The organism is Staphylococcus sp. AntiMn-1 (assembly GCF_001663395.1).
GTDB classification, from domain to species: domain Bacteria; phylum Bacillota; class Bacilli; order Staphylococcales; family Staphylococcaceae; genus Staphylococcus; species Staphylococcus equorum.
In genome coordinates this window covers 1400583-1420992 of record NZ_CP012968.1, presented here as the reverse complement: position 1 = coordinate 1420992, position 20410 = coordinate 1400583, and the positions used below count along the sequence as shown (strand labels likewise).

The 20410-nt window shown below is 32.3% G+C and carries 18 protein-coding genes and 1 pseudogene; 9 read left to right on the top strand and 10 right to left on the bottom strand.

Annotated features, from left to right (window positions below):
- The first annotated feature begins 528 nt into the window (after positions 1 to 528).
- Together AOB58_RS13565 and AOB58_RS07035 are read left to right on the top strand one after the other, a co-directional pair.
- Positions 529 to 624 (top strand): type I toxin-antitoxin system Fst family toxin, encoded by a 96-nt coding sequence (locus AOB58_RS13565; protein ID WP_002510758.1) that lies wholly within the window; start codon positions 529 to 531, stop codon positions 622 to 624.
- Positions 625 to 821: 197 nt separating this feature from the next.
- Positions 822 to 1496: an IS6-like element IS257 family transposase gene (locus AOB58_RS07035; RefSeq protein WP_064783166.1), complete on the top strand. Its 675-nt coding sequence runs from the start codon at positions 822 to 824 to the stop codon at positions 1494 to 1496.
- Positions 1497 to 1557: 61 nt separating this feature from the next.
- Here AOB58_RS07035 and AOB58_RS07030 read toward each other — a convergent pair whose 3' ends face one another.
- Positions 1558 to 1860 (bottom strand): putative quinol monooxygenase, encoded by a 303-nt coding sequence (locus tag AOB58_RS07030; protein ID WP_002484388.1) that lies wholly within the window; start codon positions 1858 to 1860, stop codon positions 1558 to 1560.
- 51 nt (positions 1861 to 1911) lie between these two features.
- Between AOB58_RS07030 and AOB58_RS13325 the strand changes: the two are divergent.
- A pseudogene (locus AOB58_RS13325) lies at positions 1912 to 2097 on the top strand (transposase); the annotation flags it as partial.
- A gap of 57 nt (positions 2098 to 2154) precedes the next feature.
- Positions 2155 to 2829 (top strand): IS6-like element IS257 family transposase, encoded by a 675-nt coding sequence (locus AOB58_RS07025; RefSeq protein WP_064783165.1) that lies wholly within the window; start codon positions 2155 to 2157, stop codon positions 2827 to 2829.
- Positions 2830 to 2920: 91 nt separating this feature from the next.
- On the opposite strand, the gene AOB58_RS07020 is transcribed toward AOB58_RS07025, so the two are convergent.
- Positions 2921 to 4264: a dihydrolipoyl dehydrogenase family protein gene (locus tag AOB58_RS07020; protein WP_064783164.1), complete on the bottom strand. Its 1344-nt coding sequence runs from the start codon at positions 4262 to 4264 to the stop codon at positions 2921 to 2923.
- Complete coding sequence (locus tag AOB58_RS07015) at positions 4251 to 4730, bottom strand: MarR family winged helix-turn-helix transcriptional regulator (protein ID WP_371988348.1); 480 nt, start codon at positions 4728 to 4730, stop codon at positions 4251 to 4253. The genes AOB58_RS07020 and AOB58_RS07015 overlap by 14 nt, the downstream gene beginning before the upstream one ends.
- 324 nt (positions 4731 to 5054) lie before the next feature.
- Here AOB58_RS07015 and AOB58_RS07010 point away from each other — a divergent pair, with 324 nt between their 5' ends.
- A complete protein-coding gene (locus AOB58_RS07010) occupies positions 5055 to 6068 on the top strand; it encodes a zinc-dependent alcohol dehydrogenase family protein (RefSeq protein ID WP_064783162.1) in 1014 nt (337 codons plus the stop codon).
- Positions 6069 to 6514: 446 nt separating this feature from the next.
- Here AOB58_RS07010 and pdxR read toward each other — a convergent pair whose 3' ends face one another.
- Positions 6515 to 7927: a MocR-like pyridoxine biosynthesis transcription factor PdxR gene (gene pdxR, locus AOB58_RS07005; protein ID WP_064783161.1), complete on the bottom strand. Its 1413-nt coding sequence runs from the start codon at positions 7925 to 7927 to the stop codon at positions 6515 to 6517.
- 124 nt (positions 7928 to 8051) lie between these two features.
- Between pdxR and AOB58_RS07000 the strand changes: the two genes are divergently transcribed.
- Together AOB58_RS07000 and AOB58_RS06995 are read left to right on the top strand one after the other, a co-directional pair.
- A complete protein-coding gene (locus AOB58_RS07000) occupies positions 8052 to 8984 on the top strand; it encodes a DMT family transporter (RefSeq protein ID WP_064783160.1) in 933 nt (310 codons plus the stop codon).
- Between the two features lie 559 nt (positions 8985 to 9543).
- Positions 9544 to 10692: a zinc-dependent alcohol dehydrogenase gene (locus tag AOB58_RS06995; RefSeq protein ID WP_002508653.1), complete on the top strand. Its 1149-nt coding sequence runs from the start codon at positions 9544 to 9546 to the stop codon at positions 10690 to 10692.
- A 141-nt stretch (positions 10693 to 10833) separates the two neighbouring features.
- Here AOB58_RS06995 and AOB58_RS06990 read toward each other — a convergent pair whose 3' ends face one another.
- The 3 genes from AOB58_RS06990 to hxlA all read right to left on the bottom strand — a co-directional run bounded on the left by AOB58_RS06990 (position 10834) and on the right by hxlA (position 14668).
- Positions 10834 to 13095: an ATP-binding cassette domain-containing protein gene (locus AOB58_RS06990; protein WP_064783159.1), complete on the bottom strand. Its 2262-nt coding sequence runs from the start codon at positions 13093 to 13095 to the stop codon at positions 10834 to 10836.
- A gap of 257 nt (positions 13096 to 13352) precedes the next feature.
- Positions 13353 to 13871, bottom strand: a complete 519-nt coding sequence (locus AOB58_RS06985; RefSeq protein WP_064783158.1) for a type 1 glutamine amidotransferase domain-containing protein — start codon at positions 13869 to 13871, stop codon at positions 13353 to 13355.
- Positions 13872 to 14026: 155 nt separating this feature from the next.
- Positions 14027 to 14668 carry a 3-hexulose-6-phosphate synthase gene (gene hxlA / locus AOB58_RS06980; RefSeq protein WP_064783157.1) on the bottom strand — a complete coding sequence of 214 codons (642 nt, stop codon included), beginning with the start codon at positions 14666 to 14668 and terminating at the stop codon, positions 14027 to 14029.
- A gap of 275 nt (positions 14669 to 14943) precedes the next feature.
- Between hxlA and ahlS the strand changes: the two genes are divergently transcribed.
- Both ahlS and AOB58_RS06970 read left to right on the top strand, forming a co-directional pair.
- Entirely contained in the window at positions 14944 to 15792 is an 849-nt protein-coding gene (gene ahlS, locus AOB58_RS06975; protein WP_064783156.1) for an AhlS family quorum-quenching N-acyl homoserine lactonase, read from the top strand.
- Between the two features lie 15 nt (positions 15793 to 15807).
- Positions 15808 to 16935, top strand: a complete 1128-nt coding sequence (locus AOB58_RS06970; protein ID WP_021339530.1) for a zinc-dependent alcohol dehydrogenase family protein — start codon at positions 15808 to 15810, stop codon at positions 16933 to 16935.
- A gap of 275 nt (positions 16936 to 17210) precedes the next feature.
- On the opposite strand, the gene AOB58_RS06965 is transcribed toward AOB58_RS06970, so the two are convergent.
- From AOB58_RS06965 to cstA, 3 genes are all read right to left on the bottom strand, one after another.
- Entirely contained in the window at positions 17211 to 17789 is a 579-nt protein-coding gene (locus AOB58_RS06965) for a recombinase family protein (protein ID WP_021339531.1), read from the bottom strand.
- A gap of 170 nt (positions 17790 to 17959) precedes the next feature.
- The gene (cstB, locus tag AOB58_RS06960; protein ID WP_064783155.1) at positions 17960 to 19294 is read right to left on the bottom strand and encodes a persulfide dioxygenase-sulfurtransferase CstB; all 1335 of its coding nucleotides are present in this window, start codon (positions 19292 to 19294) and stop codon (positions 17960 to 17962) included.
- A gap of 28 nt (positions 19295 to 19322) precedes the next feature.
- On the bottom strand, positions 19323 to 20390 hold the full coding sequence (cstA, locus tag AOB58_RS06955; RefSeq protein WP_011867737.1) for a persulfide response sulfurtransferase CstA: 1068 nt from the start codon (positions 20388 to 20390) through the stop codon (positions 19323 to 19325).
- Positions 20391 to 20410 lie beyond the last annotated feature (20 nt).

Here is a 20410-nt window from a genome sequence, read left to right as displayed (position 1 = left end):
AGTATAAACAATTTTCTTCTGGACTTGATATTCTATAAAATAAAAAAACTTATGTTTTATATAACACTATTAAAGGGCTTGGTCAAAACAGGTTAAAGCTTTTCCTTTACTTAATCATCTTAATTTGTTTACTTAAATAAATTAAAGGTATTAATATAATAGCCACCTCGGCTTAACTCTTTGTTTCACACTTACTACTGTTAGCATTAATTGCTAGCAGTAGTTTTTATTTTAATTCTAGAATGATCTTAAAATTTTAAGAAGCACTTTTTGCAATTAAATATTAAATTATGATTTTCACACTTTTTAAGTACTCTTTATTATTTTAAATTGATTTATTAAGTTTTTTTCTGATCTACTTAGAGTGTTTATTCCTTTTGTATTAGCAGTTTGTGTTAATAGTTTGGAGCTTTAATTAACATAGTTCAACTTATCGGAAGTGAATATGCTTATGTATTTACAAATGATATAATAATAGAGTCGCCTATCTCTGGCGTCAATTTGACGTAGAGAGGAGGTGCATACGCAATGACCGACATCTTTGTAAACATCATGACCACAGCAGCAAGTGGTTGCATCGTTGCTTTATTTGCGAACTGGCTACGCAAACGCAATGATAAATAGGCGACTAGTCACACCAAAAAATCCCCTAACTACTGGCATAGTTAGGGGATTTGGTGCATACATGCACGACATCTTTGTTAATTGCATTATAACATCATAGTGGTTAGGAATGCAAAATCATTAAATTGATATACTATTAAAGGTTCTGTTGCAAAGTTGAATTTATAGTATAATTTTAACAAAAAGGAGTCTTCTGTATGAACTATTTCAGATATAAACAATTTAACAAGGACGTTATCACTGTAGCCGTTGGCTACTATCTAAGATATGCATTGAGTTATCGTGATATATCTGAAATATTAAGGGAACGTGGTGTAAACGTTCATCATTCAACGGTCTACCGTTGGGTTCAAGAATATGCCCCAATTTTATATCGAATTTGGAAGAAAAAGCATAAAAAAACTTATTACAAATGGCGTATTGATGAGACGTACATCAAAATAAAAGGAAAATGGAGCTATTTATATCGTGCCATTGATGCAGAGGGACATACATTAGATATTTGGTTGCGTAAGCAACGAGATAATCATTCAGCATATGCGTTTATCAAACATCTCATTAAACAATTTGGTAAACCTCAAAAGGTAATTACAGATCAGGCACCTTCAACGAAGGTAGCAATGGCTAAAGTAATTAAAGCTTTTAAACTTAAACCTGACTGTCATTGTACATCGAAATATCTGAATAACCTCATTGAGCAAGATCACCGTCATATTAAAGTAAGAAAGACAAGGTATCAAAGTATCAATACAGCAAAGAATACTTTAAAAGGTATTGAATGTATTTACGCTCTATATAAAAAGAACCGCAGGTCTCTTCAGATCTACGGATTTTCGCCATGCCACGAAATTAGCATCATGCTAGCAAGTTAAGCGAACACTGACATGATAAATTAGTGGTTAGCTATATTTTTTACTTTGCAACAGAACCACTTTATTTAGGAAGCTTGGAAGCAAGGACGTCAATATTTTCAATCACTGGTGGCTCTGCGAAAAGTTCAGGAGATTTCTCCGTCAATGCCGCAGCCACTTGACCAGAAAGGTGTGCTTGACGACCTGTGTCGTCCGGGAATGCGTCAAAGATGCCGAATGTCGTAGGTCCAAGTCGGATCGCAAACCATGCGATCGTTTCTGACTCCTCCTGAACCACAGGTAGGGCCCCACGTAGGAAGCTTTCAACTTCCTCTTCTTTTCCAGGTTTTGCTTCAAGTCGAACCAATAGCGCTACATTAACCATTTTTCTACCTCCTCCTCAAATTAGAAACTTCATCCATTAATATATCACATAACATTTTTTGTGACCAATTTAGAAGTTGCCTTTTCTCCAAAAGATATCGTCCGTGCGTATCAAAAAAGAGGGACGATGGAGAACTATATCAAGGAGGCCAAGAATGGTTTCAAATTCGATCAAATGAATAGTCATTTTTTTCAAGTGAACGAGGTAAGAATGATGTTGAGTCTTCTAGCTTATAACTGGTTCTGTTGCAAAGTTGAATTTATAGTATAATTTTAACAAAAAGGAGTCTTCTGTATGAACTATTTCAGATATAAACAATTTAACAAGGACGTTATCACTGTAGCCGTTGGCTACTATCTAAGATATGCATTGAGTTATCGTGATATATCTGAAATATTAAGGGAACGTGGTGTAAACGTTCATCATTCAACGGTCTACCGTTGGGTTCAAGAATATGCCCCAATTTTATATCGAATTTGGAAGAAAAAGCATAAAAAAGCTTATTACAAATGGCGTATTGATGAGACGTACATCAAAATAAAAGGAAAATGGAGCTATTTATATCGTGCCATTGATGCAGAGGGACATACATTAGATATTTGGTTGCGTAAGCAACGAGATAATCATTCAGCATATGCGTTTATCAAACATCTCATTAAACAATTTGGTAAACCTCAAAAGGTAATTACAGATCAGGCACCTTCAACGAAGGTAGCAATGGCTAAAGTAATTAAAGCTTTTAAACTTAAACCTGACTGTCATTGTACATCGAAATATCTGAATAACCTCATTGAGCAAGATCACCGTCATATTAAAGTAAGAAAGACAAGGTATCAAAGTATCAATACAGCAAAGAATACTTTAAAAGGTATTGAATGTATTTACGCTCTATATAAAAAGAACCGCAGGTCTCTTCAGATCTACGGATTTTCGCCATGCCACGAAATTAGCATCATGCTAGCAAGTTAAGCGAACACTGACATGATAAATTAGTGGTTAGCTATATTTTTTACTTTGCAACAGAACCATAAATATTATTAGTTATTTTATAGCACTCCTTTTATAACATTGCTAATTTTAATTGATCTATAACGCCACTTGATGATCCAGGAAAAGCAAAAATCATTTTATTTAAATCTTGAGCCGTTAATTTTTGGTTTACAATGAAAGTTAATAAATTAACTAAATCTGGTGCATCATCAGCATATATAGCAGCTCCCACTAATTGTTTATCATTATTTAATACAATTGTCATTTCAGCTTCAGTTTCATTTTTGTATTCAAACACCATTTGTTTACCAAAAGGAATATCTATCACTTTATAGTCCTCACTAGTATTAGCTTCATCTACAGAAACTCCAATATTAGACAATCTTGGTAGTGTATATAAAACTGAAGGTATTGTAGGATAGGTAATAGGATTTTTATCCATACCCAAAATATGCGCAGCAATATAGTTAGATTCAAATGTTGCAGTAGGTGTTAATTTGGGAATTACTTTATCTAACACATCACCACTAGCATAAATATTAGGGATATTTGTACGTAAATATTCATCTACCTGTATACCTCGAGTAGTGAAATTAACGCCAGCTTCTTCAAGTCCAATACCGTTGACATTTGGTCTACGTCCAGTAGCATCTAACACATAGTTAGTAGTAATCTCTAATCCTGATTCTGTTGATACAGTATAATTGTCACCTTGCTCTTTAATTACAGTAGTATTTTCATTCATATGGAATTGAACTCCTTCTGTTGCCAATTTATCCATTAATTTAGCAATATGTGCTGAATAAAAACCTTTGAGCGGTTCATCGTCAACATGAATCATATGAGTTTCTACACCAGATTTAATTGTTATGCTAGCAAATTCAATACTAATAATACCTACACCTATAAATGTGATACTATTTGGCATTTGCTCTAAGGATAAGAAGTCTCTACTATCGTGTGTATATTCAGACCCTTCAATATCTAACTTATTGCTGTGTTGACCTGTTGCAATAACTATGTTTTCACCGTAATATTGTTCACCATCTACTACGAGGTGATGCTCATCTACTAATTTTCCTGCTCCTTCAATAATATCAATACCTTGTTGTTCAAATAAACCTTTCAAAGTATTTGCCATAGGGTCAATGATTTTATGTTTATAAGACATAAGGTTTTCCCAATTCACTGATAATGCTTCAGTATTAATTATGTTGGGATAGTGTGAAGCTTGCTCTAGTACTTCATAAGGGTTTTCCAATAAAATTTTGGCATTGCACCCATAGTTTGTACAAGTACCTGCTATACGATCTTTTTCGACAATAGCAACCGATTTCCCCGCTTTGTTTAAAGTCAGCGCACTATGCCAAGCTGCGTGTCCACTACCTAAAAATACAACATCATATTGTTTCATTTGAATCATCCTTTGTAATAATTTTCAACGTTTCTTCTAAATTATCCATAATACTTTTGGCTTTCATATATTCATCTACATCAAATTGTGAAGAAATGCATTTAGCAATAGTTTCATGTACTGCTTCTTGCTCATTTAGACCTTTTATCGTTAAAGTTATGATAAGGTTACGTTTATCGCTTTCATCTCTATTTCTTTGAACCCAGCCAGCTTTCTCAAGTCTTTTTAGTAATGGGCTTAGGGTATTACTTGCTAGATTCAACTTTTTACCAATGGATAATAAAGTTTGAGGGTTCTCTTCCCATAATGTTAATAGCACTAGATATTGAGAAAAAGTTAAACCGAATTGACTTAATTGCTTTTCATAAAATTTGCTGAATAATTTGTTAACATTATAAGCAGAAAAGCATAGTTGGTGTGCCAATTTCATTTCATCATCAATCAATTTAATCACTCCTATTCTCATTAAAGAATAATCAATCGCAAACGATTAATCAAATAAACAAACTTATAATGAACCACATACGTTTGTTTATTTGATTACTAACTTTTAAAATTTTTCATCAATTGTGCAAATTGATTTCGATTTTAAAAATAGTGCGTAAAACTTATGGTTTCAGGGTATTATTTAAAAGAGGAATGAACAAGTCATTAAAAATATACGTAAAGTAATTGAAAAAAGAACTATAATTTAGTTCTTTTTTCATACTTATATATCGTCGTTTAACGATATGACGATTTGAGTGTTTTGTAAATTTTTCCATAATACTAATAAAAAGGAGTTTTAATAGTGAAAGCATGGCAATTAGAAAATTTTGGTTTAGATAACCTTAAACAAGTTGAACTAGAGAAACCCGAAATTGCAGAAGATCAAATTTTAATTAAAGTTAACTCTGTCTCACTTAATTATCGAGATACTGCAATTGTCGAAGGTATATATACGCCTGAATTATTAAAATTTCCGTTTATTCCTGTTTCAGATGCTTCAGGAATAGTTGTAGAAATCGGCTCAAAAGTTACCAAATTTAAAAAAGGTGATCGTGTTACTTCACATATGTTTACCAAGTGGCTAGATGGAAAACCTAAAAGCGATGAACAATCACATGCCTTAGGTGCTACAGTAGATGGTGGACTTTCAGAATACATGGTATTGAATGAAAATGCAGCTGTATTCTCTCCTGAAACACTTACAGATAATCAATCGTCAACTTTGCCAGTAGCAGCATTTGTGAATTGGTTCTCATTAGTTGAGTATGGAAATATTAAAGCAGGTGATAAAGTTCTTGTTCAAGGCACAGGTGGCGTTTCTATATTTGCAATTCAAATAGCATCAGCATTAGGAGCAGAAGTTATTGCAACAAGTAGCAGTGACGAAAAATTAGAAAAAGCCAAAGAACTTGGCGCTTCTAAAGTAATCAACTACAAAACACACCCTGATTGGGAAAAAGAAGTGCAAAAATTAACAAATGGTAAAGGTGTAGAACATATTGTAGAAGTGGTTGGTGGGTCAAGTATTGCTAAATCTATAGATGCTTTAGCTTTTCAAGGGCATATATATGTTGTTGGATTTCTTGAAAATATGGAAGCAAATGTTAATTTATTCGCATTACTTGCTAAACAAGTAAGAATCCAAGGTATCAATCTAGGACACCATAGAGCATTTGAAGATTTCAATAAAGCTTTAGATCAAATAAATATAGATCCTGTAATTGATACGTTTTATTCATTTGACCAAGCAAAAGAAGCATATGAACATCAAATGGAAGGCGCGTTTGGTAAAATTGTTATAGATTTTAATAAATAGCCCCTGTTTTCTATATTAATAATTATTTTATGTAATCCTTCCTTTATATAAAGGAAGGATTTTTTAATATTAAAATTGTCTAATTTATCAGGTAATATATTTCTCATAGAGCAATTAAAATGACATAATTAATTGAGAAATTGTATTTTATGTATTTTTAAGGTACGCTCTAAACATACAAAATATTTTTTCTGATATTAATAGTGTATATAGGGTCATTAGATTATATATTTAAAAAGGCGAAGTATAATTATACTTCGCTTTAAGTTAATCTTTATAATAAAATTAATATTAAAAATAATGGAATATTAGTATAAATACTAACCTTGCTATCGAAACTATTGTTGATATCACAGTATGAGTAACAAAAGTCTCTTTTAGCATCATTCTTATATACAATACTTTGTATATACTTACCTTTAGAGTCATTATTGAAAAAGAAAATCTTAATAATGATTACTTGTATTTTTTTCAAACCATGCTTTTTCAAGCAGTTTAACTGCTGCTTTTATTTGTTCTATGGATAGTACTGCAAAGCCAAGGAGGACGGTTTGGCCATCATTTTCCCCGTATTCAGAAACAGAATTTACTTTTACACCAAATTTTGCTGCTTGATCAATAGCCTCTTGTTCTGTCATACCATTATTTAAACGTAGGGTTAAATGCAAACCAGAGTCTTCGCCTATAACTTCAACACTTTCTGGGAAATGTTTTGAAATAGCTGTAATTAAAACATCTCTTTTTTTTCGATAAACCACTTTCATTTTTTGAATATGTTTTTCCCAATGTCCTCTATTTAAAAATTCTTTTAAGATATTTTGGTCTATGCGAGAGACTGTTTGAGCATAAAAGAAAAAGTCTTCTTGGTAGATATTGATTAGAGAAATTGGTAAAACCATATAACTAATACGCAGAGAAGGTAATAGTAATTTGGAGAAAGTACCCATATAAATTACATTTTCTCCGGTATCTAACCCTTGAAGCGCAGGTACTGGTTTACCACTATATCGAAATTCACTATCATAATCATCTTCAATAATATAACGGTCTTTTTGTTCTTTTGCCCATTTCAATATTTGTAAGCGTTTTGAAACCGGCATAATCATACCACTAGGAAACTGATGGGACGGCGTCACAATTGCTACATTTGCATCAGATTTAATTAAATGAGAAACAAGCATACCTTCTGAATCGATTGGAATGAATTCTACTTGATTTGCTTCTTTTTCAAATAACATCATTTTCCTATGATATCCAGGGTCTTCAACAGCAAATTTGCTCTTTGGTAATAATAGAAAAAGTATCTTCATTAAAGTTTGTGTGCCAGATCCGATAACAATTTGACTTGGATAACATTTTACTCCTCTTGCTTCGTAAATATAATCCGCAATTGCTCTTCGTAAATATAGCTCTCCTTGAGGATGGCCTAACTGTAATATTTGTTTGTTATCACTTTGAAATACTTCATTTACCAACTTTCTATAAAGGTTAAAAGGAAAAGATTCTGGATCAACACCAGTGTATGCAAAATCATAGGTATAACCATCGTTGTTATTTAATTTTTCCTCCACATACTTGGGATTTTGATAATTTATATTAAAATCCTTTTCTTCAATATCGCAAATATAATATCCTTTTCTAGGAAGCGCTTTTAAGTAGCCTTCAGCAACTAATTGCCCATAGGCAGATTCAACAGTATTTTGACTAACGCAAAGATGCTGAGAAAGTTTTCGTTTTGAAGGCAACTTCATTTCAGGTAATAATCTTTTTTTCTTTATCTCTTGTTTAATATACGAATATAACTGGATATAAATCGGATCTTTGTCTTGAATATCAAAATTCGGTGTTAACTGTAACATTAAATCTGGTCCCCTCTACTAATAAAATACTGGCGCTTATAAAAGAGTCAGATATTCACTATAATACCTTAAGAGTACAATTTTTACATCATAGCAATAATAATACTAACAATGGAGGGTTAAAATGAATCAGCAAAATCAACATATAGGATATATTATGATTATTAGTGGAGCAACTCTTTGGGGCCTATCGGGTCCGATGATACAGTGGCTTTTCCAACATTCCAGCATTTCATCCATAGATTTTCTTGTTTTTCGTTTACTATTAGCTGGAATTTTTCTTCTCTTGTATCTTTCTTTTTCAAAAAAACAAATCTTTGAAATTTGGAAGTACCCAGGTCACAGATTTCAACTCATATTATTTGGCGCTATTGGTATGCTCGGTGCTCAATACTTTTTTATCGAGACAATCAATGTAAGCAATGCTGTCACGGCTATGTTGTTTCAGTTTTTTGCTCCAATCCTTATTACAATTTATGTATCCATACAAATCAAGCAGCTACCAACTGCCAGACAATTTATCTCTATAGTTATAGCTTTAATTGGTCTCTATTTTTTAATCACAAATGGTTCGTATCAAAACATTCTTCTAACCAAACAGGGTATTATTTTTGGACTTCTTACAATGCTAGGTTTTACATTTTACACTATACAACCGGTTTCTTTAATCAAAAAATGGGGCGTCATTCTTGTAATTGGGTGGGGGATGTTAATCGCAAGTGTATTTTCCTTTTTATTAAATTTAAATTTAAGTATTCAAAGTTTTATTGAAGGCTTAACAATCACAACAACTGTTATGTTATTAGGTGTGATTATAAGTGGAACTCTTTCATTTCTTCTTTATATCGGAAGTTTAAAGTATTTATCCCCATCTGAAACAAGCATTTTATCCAGTATAGAACCTCTTGTTGCCATCATCATTTCAATTACTTGGTTAAATGAATCCTTTGGATACTATCAACTAGTAGGCGGACTATTTATTATTATAGCTGTCGTAGCTTTAACTACACCGAAAAAAGTAAGTATGAAAATTAAACAAATTTTTCAAAATTTTTAAGCTATAAAGTAGTATAAAAAAGATACTTCTTTATAAAGAGTGTCTTAATCATTTCAAAACATGCTCGTTAACGAATATATCTTGATCTATACATTTTTTATCTCTCTTTTCTTATGAGATACTTTATATTTTCGAGAATCTTGCCATAGTTTGTAAGTAACTTAATTTCCCAAAAAGTAGCAATAACATAATGTTCATTTAAATTACTAGCTTTTAAAAGCAATAAACATCAAAATCCTTTGCTTTTTCAGATTTTTATTTCGGTTTAAGAAAACACGCACAAATTCTTCTTTAAAATCAGCAGTTACTTATAAATAGTTCAAAACTGTATAGTTACTTTTAGATAAATCTTTAATTTTATTCTAATATAGTATATTGCTTACGTGTATTAAACTTATCTATAATTACTTTTTTATTAATTTTGGCTAAATAAATGCGATGTTTGGTATTTTGCAACATATAAACTAACAATTTTCTAAAAAGAGTAATAAATCAATTTATTCTTCTGAGTTTACATTATAATATCAAGGGTAAAGTTTTTTAAAGGAGTGTGGTTTAAATGAAAGCAGTTACTTATCAAGGTCATAAAAATATGGAAGTTCGTGAAGTACATGATCCAATAATAGAAGAATCAACGGATGCAATAATAAAAATAACAGCTTCAGGTATATGTGGTTCTGATTTACATCTTTATCATCAAGGCGATTTATTTATGGATCCTGGTTTTGTTATTGGACATGAGCCAATGGGAATTGTAGAAGAAGTAGGAAAAGACGTTAAAACCTTAAAAAAGGGAGATAGAGTAGTTATACCTTTTAACATAGGTTGCGGCGATTGTTTCTATTGTAATAATGAAATGGAGTCTCAGTGTGATAATTCTAACCCATCACCGGCAAGTTGGAAAATGGATAATGGTGGACTTTTCGGTTTTGGTGGCATGCACGGAAACCACTGGGGAGGTCAAGCAGAGTATTTAAGAGTCCCATTTGCCGATTTCTCCTCTTTCAAAGTTCCAGATAGTGATTTGAAAGACGAACAAGTATTATTTTTATCTGATGTTGTCCCAACAGCTTATTGGAGTGTTGAACATGCAGGCGTAAAATCTGGAGATACCGTTATTGTTCTTGGTTGTGGCCCAATCGGTTTAATGGCACAAAAATTTGCTAAATTAAAAGGCGCTGAACGTGTGATTGCCATTGACAATGTAGAACATAGATTAAACCATGCCAAAAAATCCAATGGCGCTGAAGTATATAATTTTTCTAAAGAAGATAATATAGGAAAATTACTTCGTGAAAGCACACGCGGTGGTGCAGATGTCGTTATAGATTGTGTTGGAATGGATGGACAAGTTGCTCAAGATGATTTAGAGATAAGTTCAAATTCAGCACAACGAGGTAATATTAGTCCAATTATTACAGCAGCTGAATCAGTAAGAAAATTTGGAACGATTCAATTAACTGGTATTTACGGTACACCTGCAGACAATTATCCAATAGATTTAATTTTTAATAGAGATGTCCAAGTAAAAAGTGGACAAGCGCCAGTTATTCATCAAATGCCAAAATTATATGAAATGATTAAAAATGAAGTTTTTGATCCAACAGAAATTATAACTCACACAATGCCTTTAGAAGATGCAAAACAAGCGTATGATATTTTCGATCAGAAAAAAGATAATAATATTAAAGTAATTCTAAAACCATAATAATAAATATATAAAGAAGTCTATATACAGATTATAACCAGTATATAGACTTCTTTATTAATTTCATGTGATAATTTTCAGAATCGCTAAGTTACAAAATTTCTAAATCTAACCAATGCTATATGAAAATATGAAACAATTTTAATCATTTGCTATATAAAGTTTCAAATGCTTAGATGTTAATGTTTTATTCTCTTTAACAAAGTTTATAGGATAGCCACTAAATTGTACTTTACCCCCATCTAGACCAGGGCCTGGCCCTACATCTATAATCCAATCAGCATCACACATAATTGATAAATTATGTTCAATTAAAATAACAGTGTTATTTTGTTCAATAAGATCATTAAAACAGTTTATCAATATAGGAATATCAGCTTCATGTAAACCTGTCGTAGGTTCATCAAATATAAAAATACTATCTGTAACATCATCATTTAAATATTGGCCTAATTTAACGCGTTGAATTTCACCACCTGATAATGTAGATAGAGGTTGGCCAAGGGTTACGTAATTTAATCCAGTTTTACTTATAGCTTGTAACTTAGACTGAATTTCATTTTCTTTATCAAAAAATCTTATACCTTCGTCAACAGTCAATTCAAGGAAATCAGCAATAGAATAGCCATCTATAGTTGCATTCAACACTTCTGGCTTATAACGTTTACCGTGACACACTTCACATATTTGTGAAAATTCACCCATAAATGCAAGTTCTGTTTCAATATAACCTTTACCACCACAATTGGCACAAGCTCCTTTCGAATTATAACTAAACATAGATTTATTTAATCCAGTTTCTTTGCTGAAAAAATTTCTGACTCTGTCAAAAACACCTAAATAAGTTAGTAAATTAGACCGATTGGAACCTTGTATCGCTTTTTGATCCATAAATACTGCATTATCATTTTTTGCAAAACCTGCCTTAACAAGTGAACTTTTCCCAGAACCTGCTACTCCAGTTAATACTGTCAAAACATACTTGGGTATATCAACTGTCACATTATTCAAATTGTTTTGGGTCACTGGTCCAAGATGATAAAAACTCTTTGCTTCACGTATCTCATTTTTTAAGTGATGTTTGATACGTAGTGCTTCCCCAGTAGATGTATCTGAAGACAATAATTCTTTGTATGTTCCCTTAAACGTTATCTCTCCACCTTGCGCCCCTGAACTTGGTCCCATATCAATGATATAATCTGCTTCTTTAATTACATCAGGATCATGTTCTACAATTAATACTGTATTACCTTTATGTTTTAAAGATTTCAAAATTTCATTTATTTTTGCAATATCCTCTGGATGTAAACCAACACTTGGTTCATCAATGATATAAACCAAATCAGATAGCGAACTATTTAAATGTCGTATTAATTTAAGCCGTTGTGCTTCTCCACCTGATAAAGAAGTGGTTACACGGTCAAGAGTTAAATAACTTAATCCTATATAATCAAGTGCTTCTAATTGTTTTCGGAGTGGTTCAATAATAAACTGGGCTGTTGAATTATTTAATTTATTAAGAAATGCTAAATTTTCTTTTACAGTCATTTGTGTAAAATCTGAAATATTTTTCCCCATAATTTTACAACTCAAAATTTTCGAATTTAAACGTTGACCGTTACAAGTTGGACAAATTTTATTTTCCACAACATTTTTAAGATGTTTAGCATAACGTTTTTTGTTAAATTCTTTATCTCCCAAGAATATTCTTCTAAACCTAGGTATAAGTCCCACATATTTTGCTGATTTCCGCCATTCTTCAGGTGGTTTTTTTAATTTTATTGGCTCCTGATACAAAAACAAATCTAATTCTTCTTTTGTATATGCTTTTAATTTTTTATCATTATCAAACAGACCACTATCACGATAAGCTTTCCCTCTTTCTTTATCAGGTCCAAAAGATGGAAAATTAATAGCACCTTCATTTAAAGATTTGTTCCAATCTAAGAGCTCATTTAAATTAATGTCTTCAATGTAACCTAATCCTTCACATGTTTCACACATACCATTGGGACTGTTAAATGAAAAGGCATCTGAATAACCGACAAAAGGTTCACCTATCCTTGACCATAACAATCTAACAGAGGCGTATATATCAGATACTGTACCTACAGTAGATCGAGAATTACCATTAAATCTTTTTTGACTAATCGTCATTGCTACAGGAAGATTTTTAATTGCTTTTACTTTTGGTTTAGGCTGCTTATTTAAATGAAATTGAATGTAGCTAGAATAACTTTCATTTAAAAGTTGTTCAGATTCAGCAGCTATTGTTCTGAAAACCAGTGATGACTTACCTGAACCAGAACGACCTGTAAATACTGTAACTAAATGTTTAGGTATAGTTATATTTATATTTTTCAAATTATTTTGTGAAGCTCCTATAATGGTAATATCATTCATAAATTAAATTGCCCTCCATTGTAATTTTTAACAATTAATAGTATAGATGAAGTTAAAAGATTAGTAGAATTTCGAAATAGGTTACATTACAAAAACAGTATGTAGAATATCTAATATTTTATCGTAGATTATAAGTTATCTTAATGAAGTTAAGTTCATTTTATTTTTATAAAAACCTAACAACAAGAGACTAACAGCAAAGTTATAAACTTTGCTGTTAGTCTCTTAGATAATAAATACTGATTGATATTATAAAATTATGCTTTTAACTTTTTAATAATTTCTCTATTGAAATCATCTAAGTCATCTGGGACACGACTCGTTACAATATTGTCATCTATTACAACTGATTCATCAACAACGTGTGCACCAGCATTAGATAAATCTTTACGTACATTGATAACGCCAGTTATTGTGCGACCATTTAAATCATCAGTATCAACTAGTAGAAGTGGACCATGACAAATCGCAAATGTAGGCACATCATTTTGAGTAAAATACTTAGTAAATGTACCATAGCGACCTTCTTCATCACCACGTAAATGATCGGGTGAGAATCCGCCAGGAATTAATAATGCATCATAATTTTCTGGTTTCGCATCTGCAATGCTAACATCTACAGTTACTTTCTCCCCATGTTTGCCAACAAGTTCATGTTTTGCTGTATCTCCAATAACTTCAGTCTCAAATCCAGCATTTTCTAATGCTTCTTTTGGACTAGTCAATTCTATATCTTCAAATTCATCTGCTAAAATGATTGCTACTTTTTTAGTCATAATACAACATACCTTTCAATTATATTTTAAAACCTAAGTATTATATACACTAGAATAAGGAGGTTTAAACATAAAATGGTTTCTAATTTTTTCACCAACTACATGTGCATTTTTATCTGTTTAGTTTAATCTTATTTAATATTAATTGTAACTGATTATGCATTTGTATGGGCATCTACAATATCATGACATTGTTTAGCAGCTTCTACAGGGTCATCAGCATTTGCAATGCCGCCACCAACAATAATTAAATCAGGATTTTCTGCAACAATATCTTTAATTGTATCTGGTTTAATACCACCTGCAACTGCTACTTTAGAATTACTAATTACAGATTTAACTTTACGTAAACTTTCTAAAGGAGATTGACCTTCAGCTTGTAAGTCATAACCAGTATGAACAGCGATATAATCTGCGCCTAAATCATCTAAATCTTTCGCACGTTTTTCTAAATCTTGTACTGCAATCATATCTACTAATAATTGTTTGCCATGTTTATGTGCTTCATCAACTGCAGCTTTAATTGATGCATCTTCTGCAACGCCTAAAATTGTTACTACGTCTGCACCAAATTTAACTGCTTGGCTTACTTCGTAATCGGCAGCATCCATAATTTTTAAATCTGCTAATACTTTTACACCATCAATATTATCATTTAAATGTTGTACAGCTGGTAATCCTTCATTTATAACAATTGGTGTTCCAATTTCTACGATATCTACATAATCTTTAACTTTATTTGCTAATTCTGCAGCATCCTCTTTATTTAATAAATCAATTGCTAATTGTAATTCCATATGTTATTACCTCCTATATATTATATATTCATTATGGTATTATTTACGATAAATAACAATACTGACATTTTTGTCACTATATAAATTAAAGATGTTTTGTTGTTAATTAAATATAATAATAAAGAATTTTATATACCCAAATATTTAGCTTTTCTATAATTGGTAGAAGATGAAAATCACTTTTATCTTCTATCTTTTGCAAATTAATCTAATTATTATTAAAATTTGAAAACCTTTCCATTTAAGTGTAAAGTTACATTTGAGGTGATATATATATGCTGAATATAAAAAAAGAACGAATGAAAATTTATGTTTTAGATAATGGGCAAATGAAAATGGACAAAAATTTAATGATTGCAAATTCAAACCAAGCGACATTAGATAATCCAAATAAAGAAAATGAACTACATGAATTTCCGATTTATACTGTTTTTATAGATCATCCTGATGCTAAGATATTATTTGATACTGCTTGTAATCCAAATTCAATGGGCGAGGAAGGGCGATGGATTAATTCAACACAAAAAGCTTTTCCTTATTTTTCTGATGAATCATGTCACTTACCAAATAGACTAGAACAATTAGGTATTCATCCTAAAGATGTAGATATAGTAGTGGCTTCCCATTTACATCTTGATCATGCTGGGTGTTTAGAATATTTTACAAACGCAACGGTTATTGTTCATGATGATGAATTTAGTGGTGCGATGAAGTGCTATGCTCGTAATCAACAAGAAGGTGCGTACATTTGGAGTGATATCGATGCTTGGATTAAAAATGATTTGACTTGGCAAACTATAGCGCGAGATCAAGCACATCTAAACCTTGTAGATGGTGTGAAAGTACTCAACTTTGGTAGTGGACATGCCTGGGGAATGATTGGTTTGGAAATTGAAACTGAAGAGTTAGGGACACTCATCTTAGCTTCTGATGCCATTTACACACAAGAAAGTATGGAACCTAAATTACAACCGCCTGGTATTCTTTATGATTCAGTTGGTTGGGCAAATTCAGTGGAATATATTAAGCGACTTGCCCAAGAAAAGAATGCAGAAATTTGGTTTGGCCATGATGGCAACCAATTTGAATCTTTTAGAAAGTCTACGGATGGTTATTATGAGTAAAGGATGTGTGAAGCAATGAAAACAAAAGCTGCAGTATTATATGAGATGGGTAGTGAAGGGCCATATGAAAAAACAGAGCCTTTAAAAATAGAAACTTTAAACCTTGATGCCCCTAAACAAAATGAAGTGCTAATTAAAATTCATGCCGCGGGTTTATGTCACTCTGATTTATCAGTGATTAATGGGAGTCGTCCAAGACCAATGCCTATGGCGCTGGGCCATGAAGCTGCAGGGGAAATTATAGAATTAGGTGAAGGCGTTAGTGATTTTGAAGTTGGAGATCACGTTGTCTGTACTTTTATCCCTAGCTGCGGTAAATGTATACCATGTCGTGAAGGAAGACCTGCATTATGTGAAAATGGTGCAGTTTCCAATGAGAAAGGCGAAATGATAGAAGGTGGGTTACGTTTATCTAAAGAAGAAGATGGCATACATCATCATTTAGGTGTTTCTGGATTTTCAGAATATGCTGTTGTCTCAGAAAATTCAATAGTGAAAATAGACCCAGAAATTCCTTATGAACGGGCAGCAGTGTTTGGTTGTGCTGTCATTACAGGCATAGGTGCTGTTATAAATACAGCTCAGGTTAGACCAGGTAGTAATGTAGCAGTAGTGGGTCTTGGTGGCATTGGTCTCAACGCTATAATAGGTGCGAGACTGGCTGGAGCTAATGAAATTATTGCTTTAGATATTAACGAAGATAAATTTGAAATTGCTAAAAATTTAGGTGCAACAGCAGTGTTTAACTCAAGTGATGAAAATGTGATTGATGATGTTAAAGCATATATAACAGGTGGCGCTGAATATGTGTTTGAAACAGCAGGGGTAGTACCTGCAATGCAAGTAGCATACGCGATAACAAAACGTGGTGGTTCAACAGTGACGACAGGTTTACCTGATCCAAAAGCAGAATTTTCATTTCCACAAGTAACTTTAGCTGCTGAAGAGAGAACGGTTAAAGGTTCATATGTCGGAAGTTGTGTTCCTAATCGTGATATACCAAGATTCGTGAGTTTATACCGTCAAAACAGACTCAATGTTGATCCATTAATTAGTGATGTCATCTCATTAGATCAGATAAATAAAGGTTTTGATCAATTAGCAAATGGCGATGCCGGTAGAATTATTATTAAAATAACATAAAAAATAAAGTATTATGTAAAACTAAAGTTACTTATAATTTCATAAATGTATTAAAGTTTCACTTGTCGCTAGATGATGAAAATTTTAAAAGCTGAGCCAAAAATTGCTCAGCTTACTTTTTATATATAAAATATCGTTTTAACAACAATACAAGCTTTCTAGACGCTGAGAGAAGGCTTCATTTGCATCGAACAATATTGAAACAAGGTGTTTTATATGTTAACGATATATATAATTATTTACTAGATTCTTTTTCATAAAATTGATTGGTTACTCTACTTGTGTTTATTCTCTTGTCTCTCTAATTTATTGAGATAACGATAAATAGTTGTACGTGAAACTTGCCATTGCTCTGCAATTGTTTTAATTGGCGTACCATTATCATAAAGTGTCTTAAGTAAGTTTAAATCTTGTTTATTTAATTTTTCAGGTCTACCTCCATATCGGCCTCTAGCACGTGCTGCAATTCGACCGGCTGAAGATCGCTCTAAAATTAAATTACGTTCAAACTCTGCAAATGCTGCGAATAAATGAAATAATAATTGTCCTGTAGAACTTGATTTATCCATCGTTATATTTTCTTCTAAACTATGAAAACTCACACCTCGTTCGTTAAGTTCATTAACTAACGTGATTAAATCCTCCATGTTCCGTCCTAGTCTATCTAATCTCCAAACAACAATCGTATCTCCTGACCTCGCAAATTCAATTGCTTTATCTAAACCAGGTCGCTTACTTTTTGAACCACTCATATGGTCATTAAATATCTTTTCACAACCATATGTATTTAATCGATCCTCCTGTAAATTCAAATTTTGTAATCCAGTTGAAACTCTTGCATAACCTATTTTCAAAATACAGACCTCCTATATACACCTTTAGTGTACCATAACTTGATTACGAGGTCTTTTGTGAACATAGATTTTTTGTTGGGTTTTTGAACACATAATTCTATGTAATACTTACTTATTTAGACATAAAACAAGAGTGTACAGAAAATAGTTATTTTCTGTACACTCTTAAATTATTTTAATGATTCTGGAAAATCTTGATAGCCTTCTCTAATATTTACGACATTTTCAAATCCTTTGTTTTCTAAGATACCCACGGCGATTGAACTTCTAACACCTGACTGACAATGTACGTATATTTTATCCTCTTTATTAAATGGAATATTTTCATTTAATAATTTACCATGCGGAATATTGACTGCTTGATCTAAGTGCCCATTATTCCACTCTTCTTCATTACGTATGTCAAGTATATATTCTTCTTTACCAGTCATATCAACGCTATGGATGGATTGGGTTAAAATTTCTGATTTTGGTAAACGATAACCTGCTACATTATCAAAGCCAATTAATTGTAAAGTATGCGCTGCTTGTTCAACGGTAGATTTATCACCAATTAAATCTATACTATTTTCATAGTCTAAATACCAACCGATTTGGTTAATGAAGTTTTGGTTGTAAGGAATATTGATTGTACCTTCAGTATGACCACCATGAAAGGCTTCTTTACTACGAAGATCAAAGGCTATTCTTGCATTATCTAAACTAGGAAAAACGTCGTATGGTTGATACATGTTCATACCAAACTGATTAATTTTTTTCATCTGTGCAAAGTGATGGGGTGGCGCTGGTTGATTTGATGTTAATGTTTCAACAAATTTAGATTCATCTGTTACATTAAATGCCCAGTTATTAATTTTTTCGTAACCTAGCGTAGACATTGGTATGGCACCTAATGCTTTACCACAAGGACTTCCAGCACCGTGTCCAGGCCATATTTGAATATAATCTGGTAAATTTTTAACACCTTCTATAGATTGGTACATCTGTTTTGCACCAATCTCTGTAGTACCTTCCATTTGTACTGATTTTTCTAGTAAATCAGGTCTACCGATATCACCAACAAAAATAAAGTCACCACTAAATAAACCCATTGGAACACTTGAGCCGCCACCTTCATCCGTGAGTAAGAAACTAATACTCTCCGGGGTATGACCAGGTGTATGCAAGACTTCTAATTTAATATTACCTACTTGAATAATATCTTGATTTTTAACAAAATTTGTATGTTCCGGCATATTTTTATAACTTAATTGATCATCACCTTCGCCAGATACATATATATTGGCGTTTAAACGTTCTTGCACGTCCCGAATTCCAGAAGCAAAATCAGCGTGAATATGTGTTTCTGCAGCTTGTGTAATTTTAAACCCTTCGCTATCTGCAACTTCCATATATTTTGTTAAATCACGAACAGGATCAATTACTATCGCCTCTCCTGTACGTTGACAGCCAACTAAATAAGATGCTTGAGATAAATGATTATCGTAAAATTGTTTAAAAAACATGTTGAAACTCCTTTTTTAATAGATTTAATTAGATGAATAAATTATGATTCGCATTTTCTGTATCACCAATATAAGTACCTACGCCCCCGTACTCAACTTCGTCTCTGAGCTCTTCTTTCTGAATGCCCATAACATCCATGCTCATCGTGCAAGCAATTAATTTGATATCTTGTTCGATAGCTTGATTGATAAGCGATGGTAATGAATCAACATTTTTCTTCTTCATTACATAGCGCATCATGATATTACCTAAACCAAACATATTCATTTTAGAAAGTGGCATGCGTAAAGGTGTTTTCGGCAACATCAAATCAAACATTTTTGCAATGCCTTTCTTTTTAACGTTAACTGTTTGCTCTTTTTTCAACGCGTTAAGTCCCCAAAAAGTAAAGAAGATAGTTACATCTCTTCCTGCAGCTCTAGCGCCATTTGCAATAATCATTGCTGCCACTGCTTTATCTAACTCTCCACTAAATAGTACAATTGTCGTACCTTTAGCAGTATGATTCACTTGTAAGTCTTTTGGTTTTTCTTTTTGAATGATAGCATTAATTCCATTGTTACTTTCATCCAATTCAACTAACGTATGTCCTGTTTGTTTCACCCAGCTTTTAATGTCGCTAAGGAAACCAGGGTCAGTCACTGTAACTTCAATTTGCTCGCCTACTTCAATATTTTTCATTTCTTTACTGATGTTTACAATTGGACCTGGACATTGAAGACCACTATAGTTAAGTTGTTTACGCTCTGCTTTAATTTCTACATTTGTATTTTCTTCTAATGTATTATTATCTTCGTTTTTTGCTTCATATGCTTTATAGCCACCGTCTAAATTAACGATATCGTAGCCTTGTTCAGCTAAATACTCGCTCGCTTTAGTACTTCTGGTACCACTTTTACAGTGTACAAAATAGGTTGTGTTTTTATCTTTATTAAACGATTCAATCTTATCTACAGGATGTAATGTCGCACCATTTATGTGTGCTAGCTCATATTCTTCTTCTGTTCTTACGTCAATCAGTTGACCTTGTGCACCTAATTTTTCTAATTCTTGTTTACTGAATTTGTTGATATGCTTTTCGTTATATTGTTTCATAATATCCTCCTAATAAATAC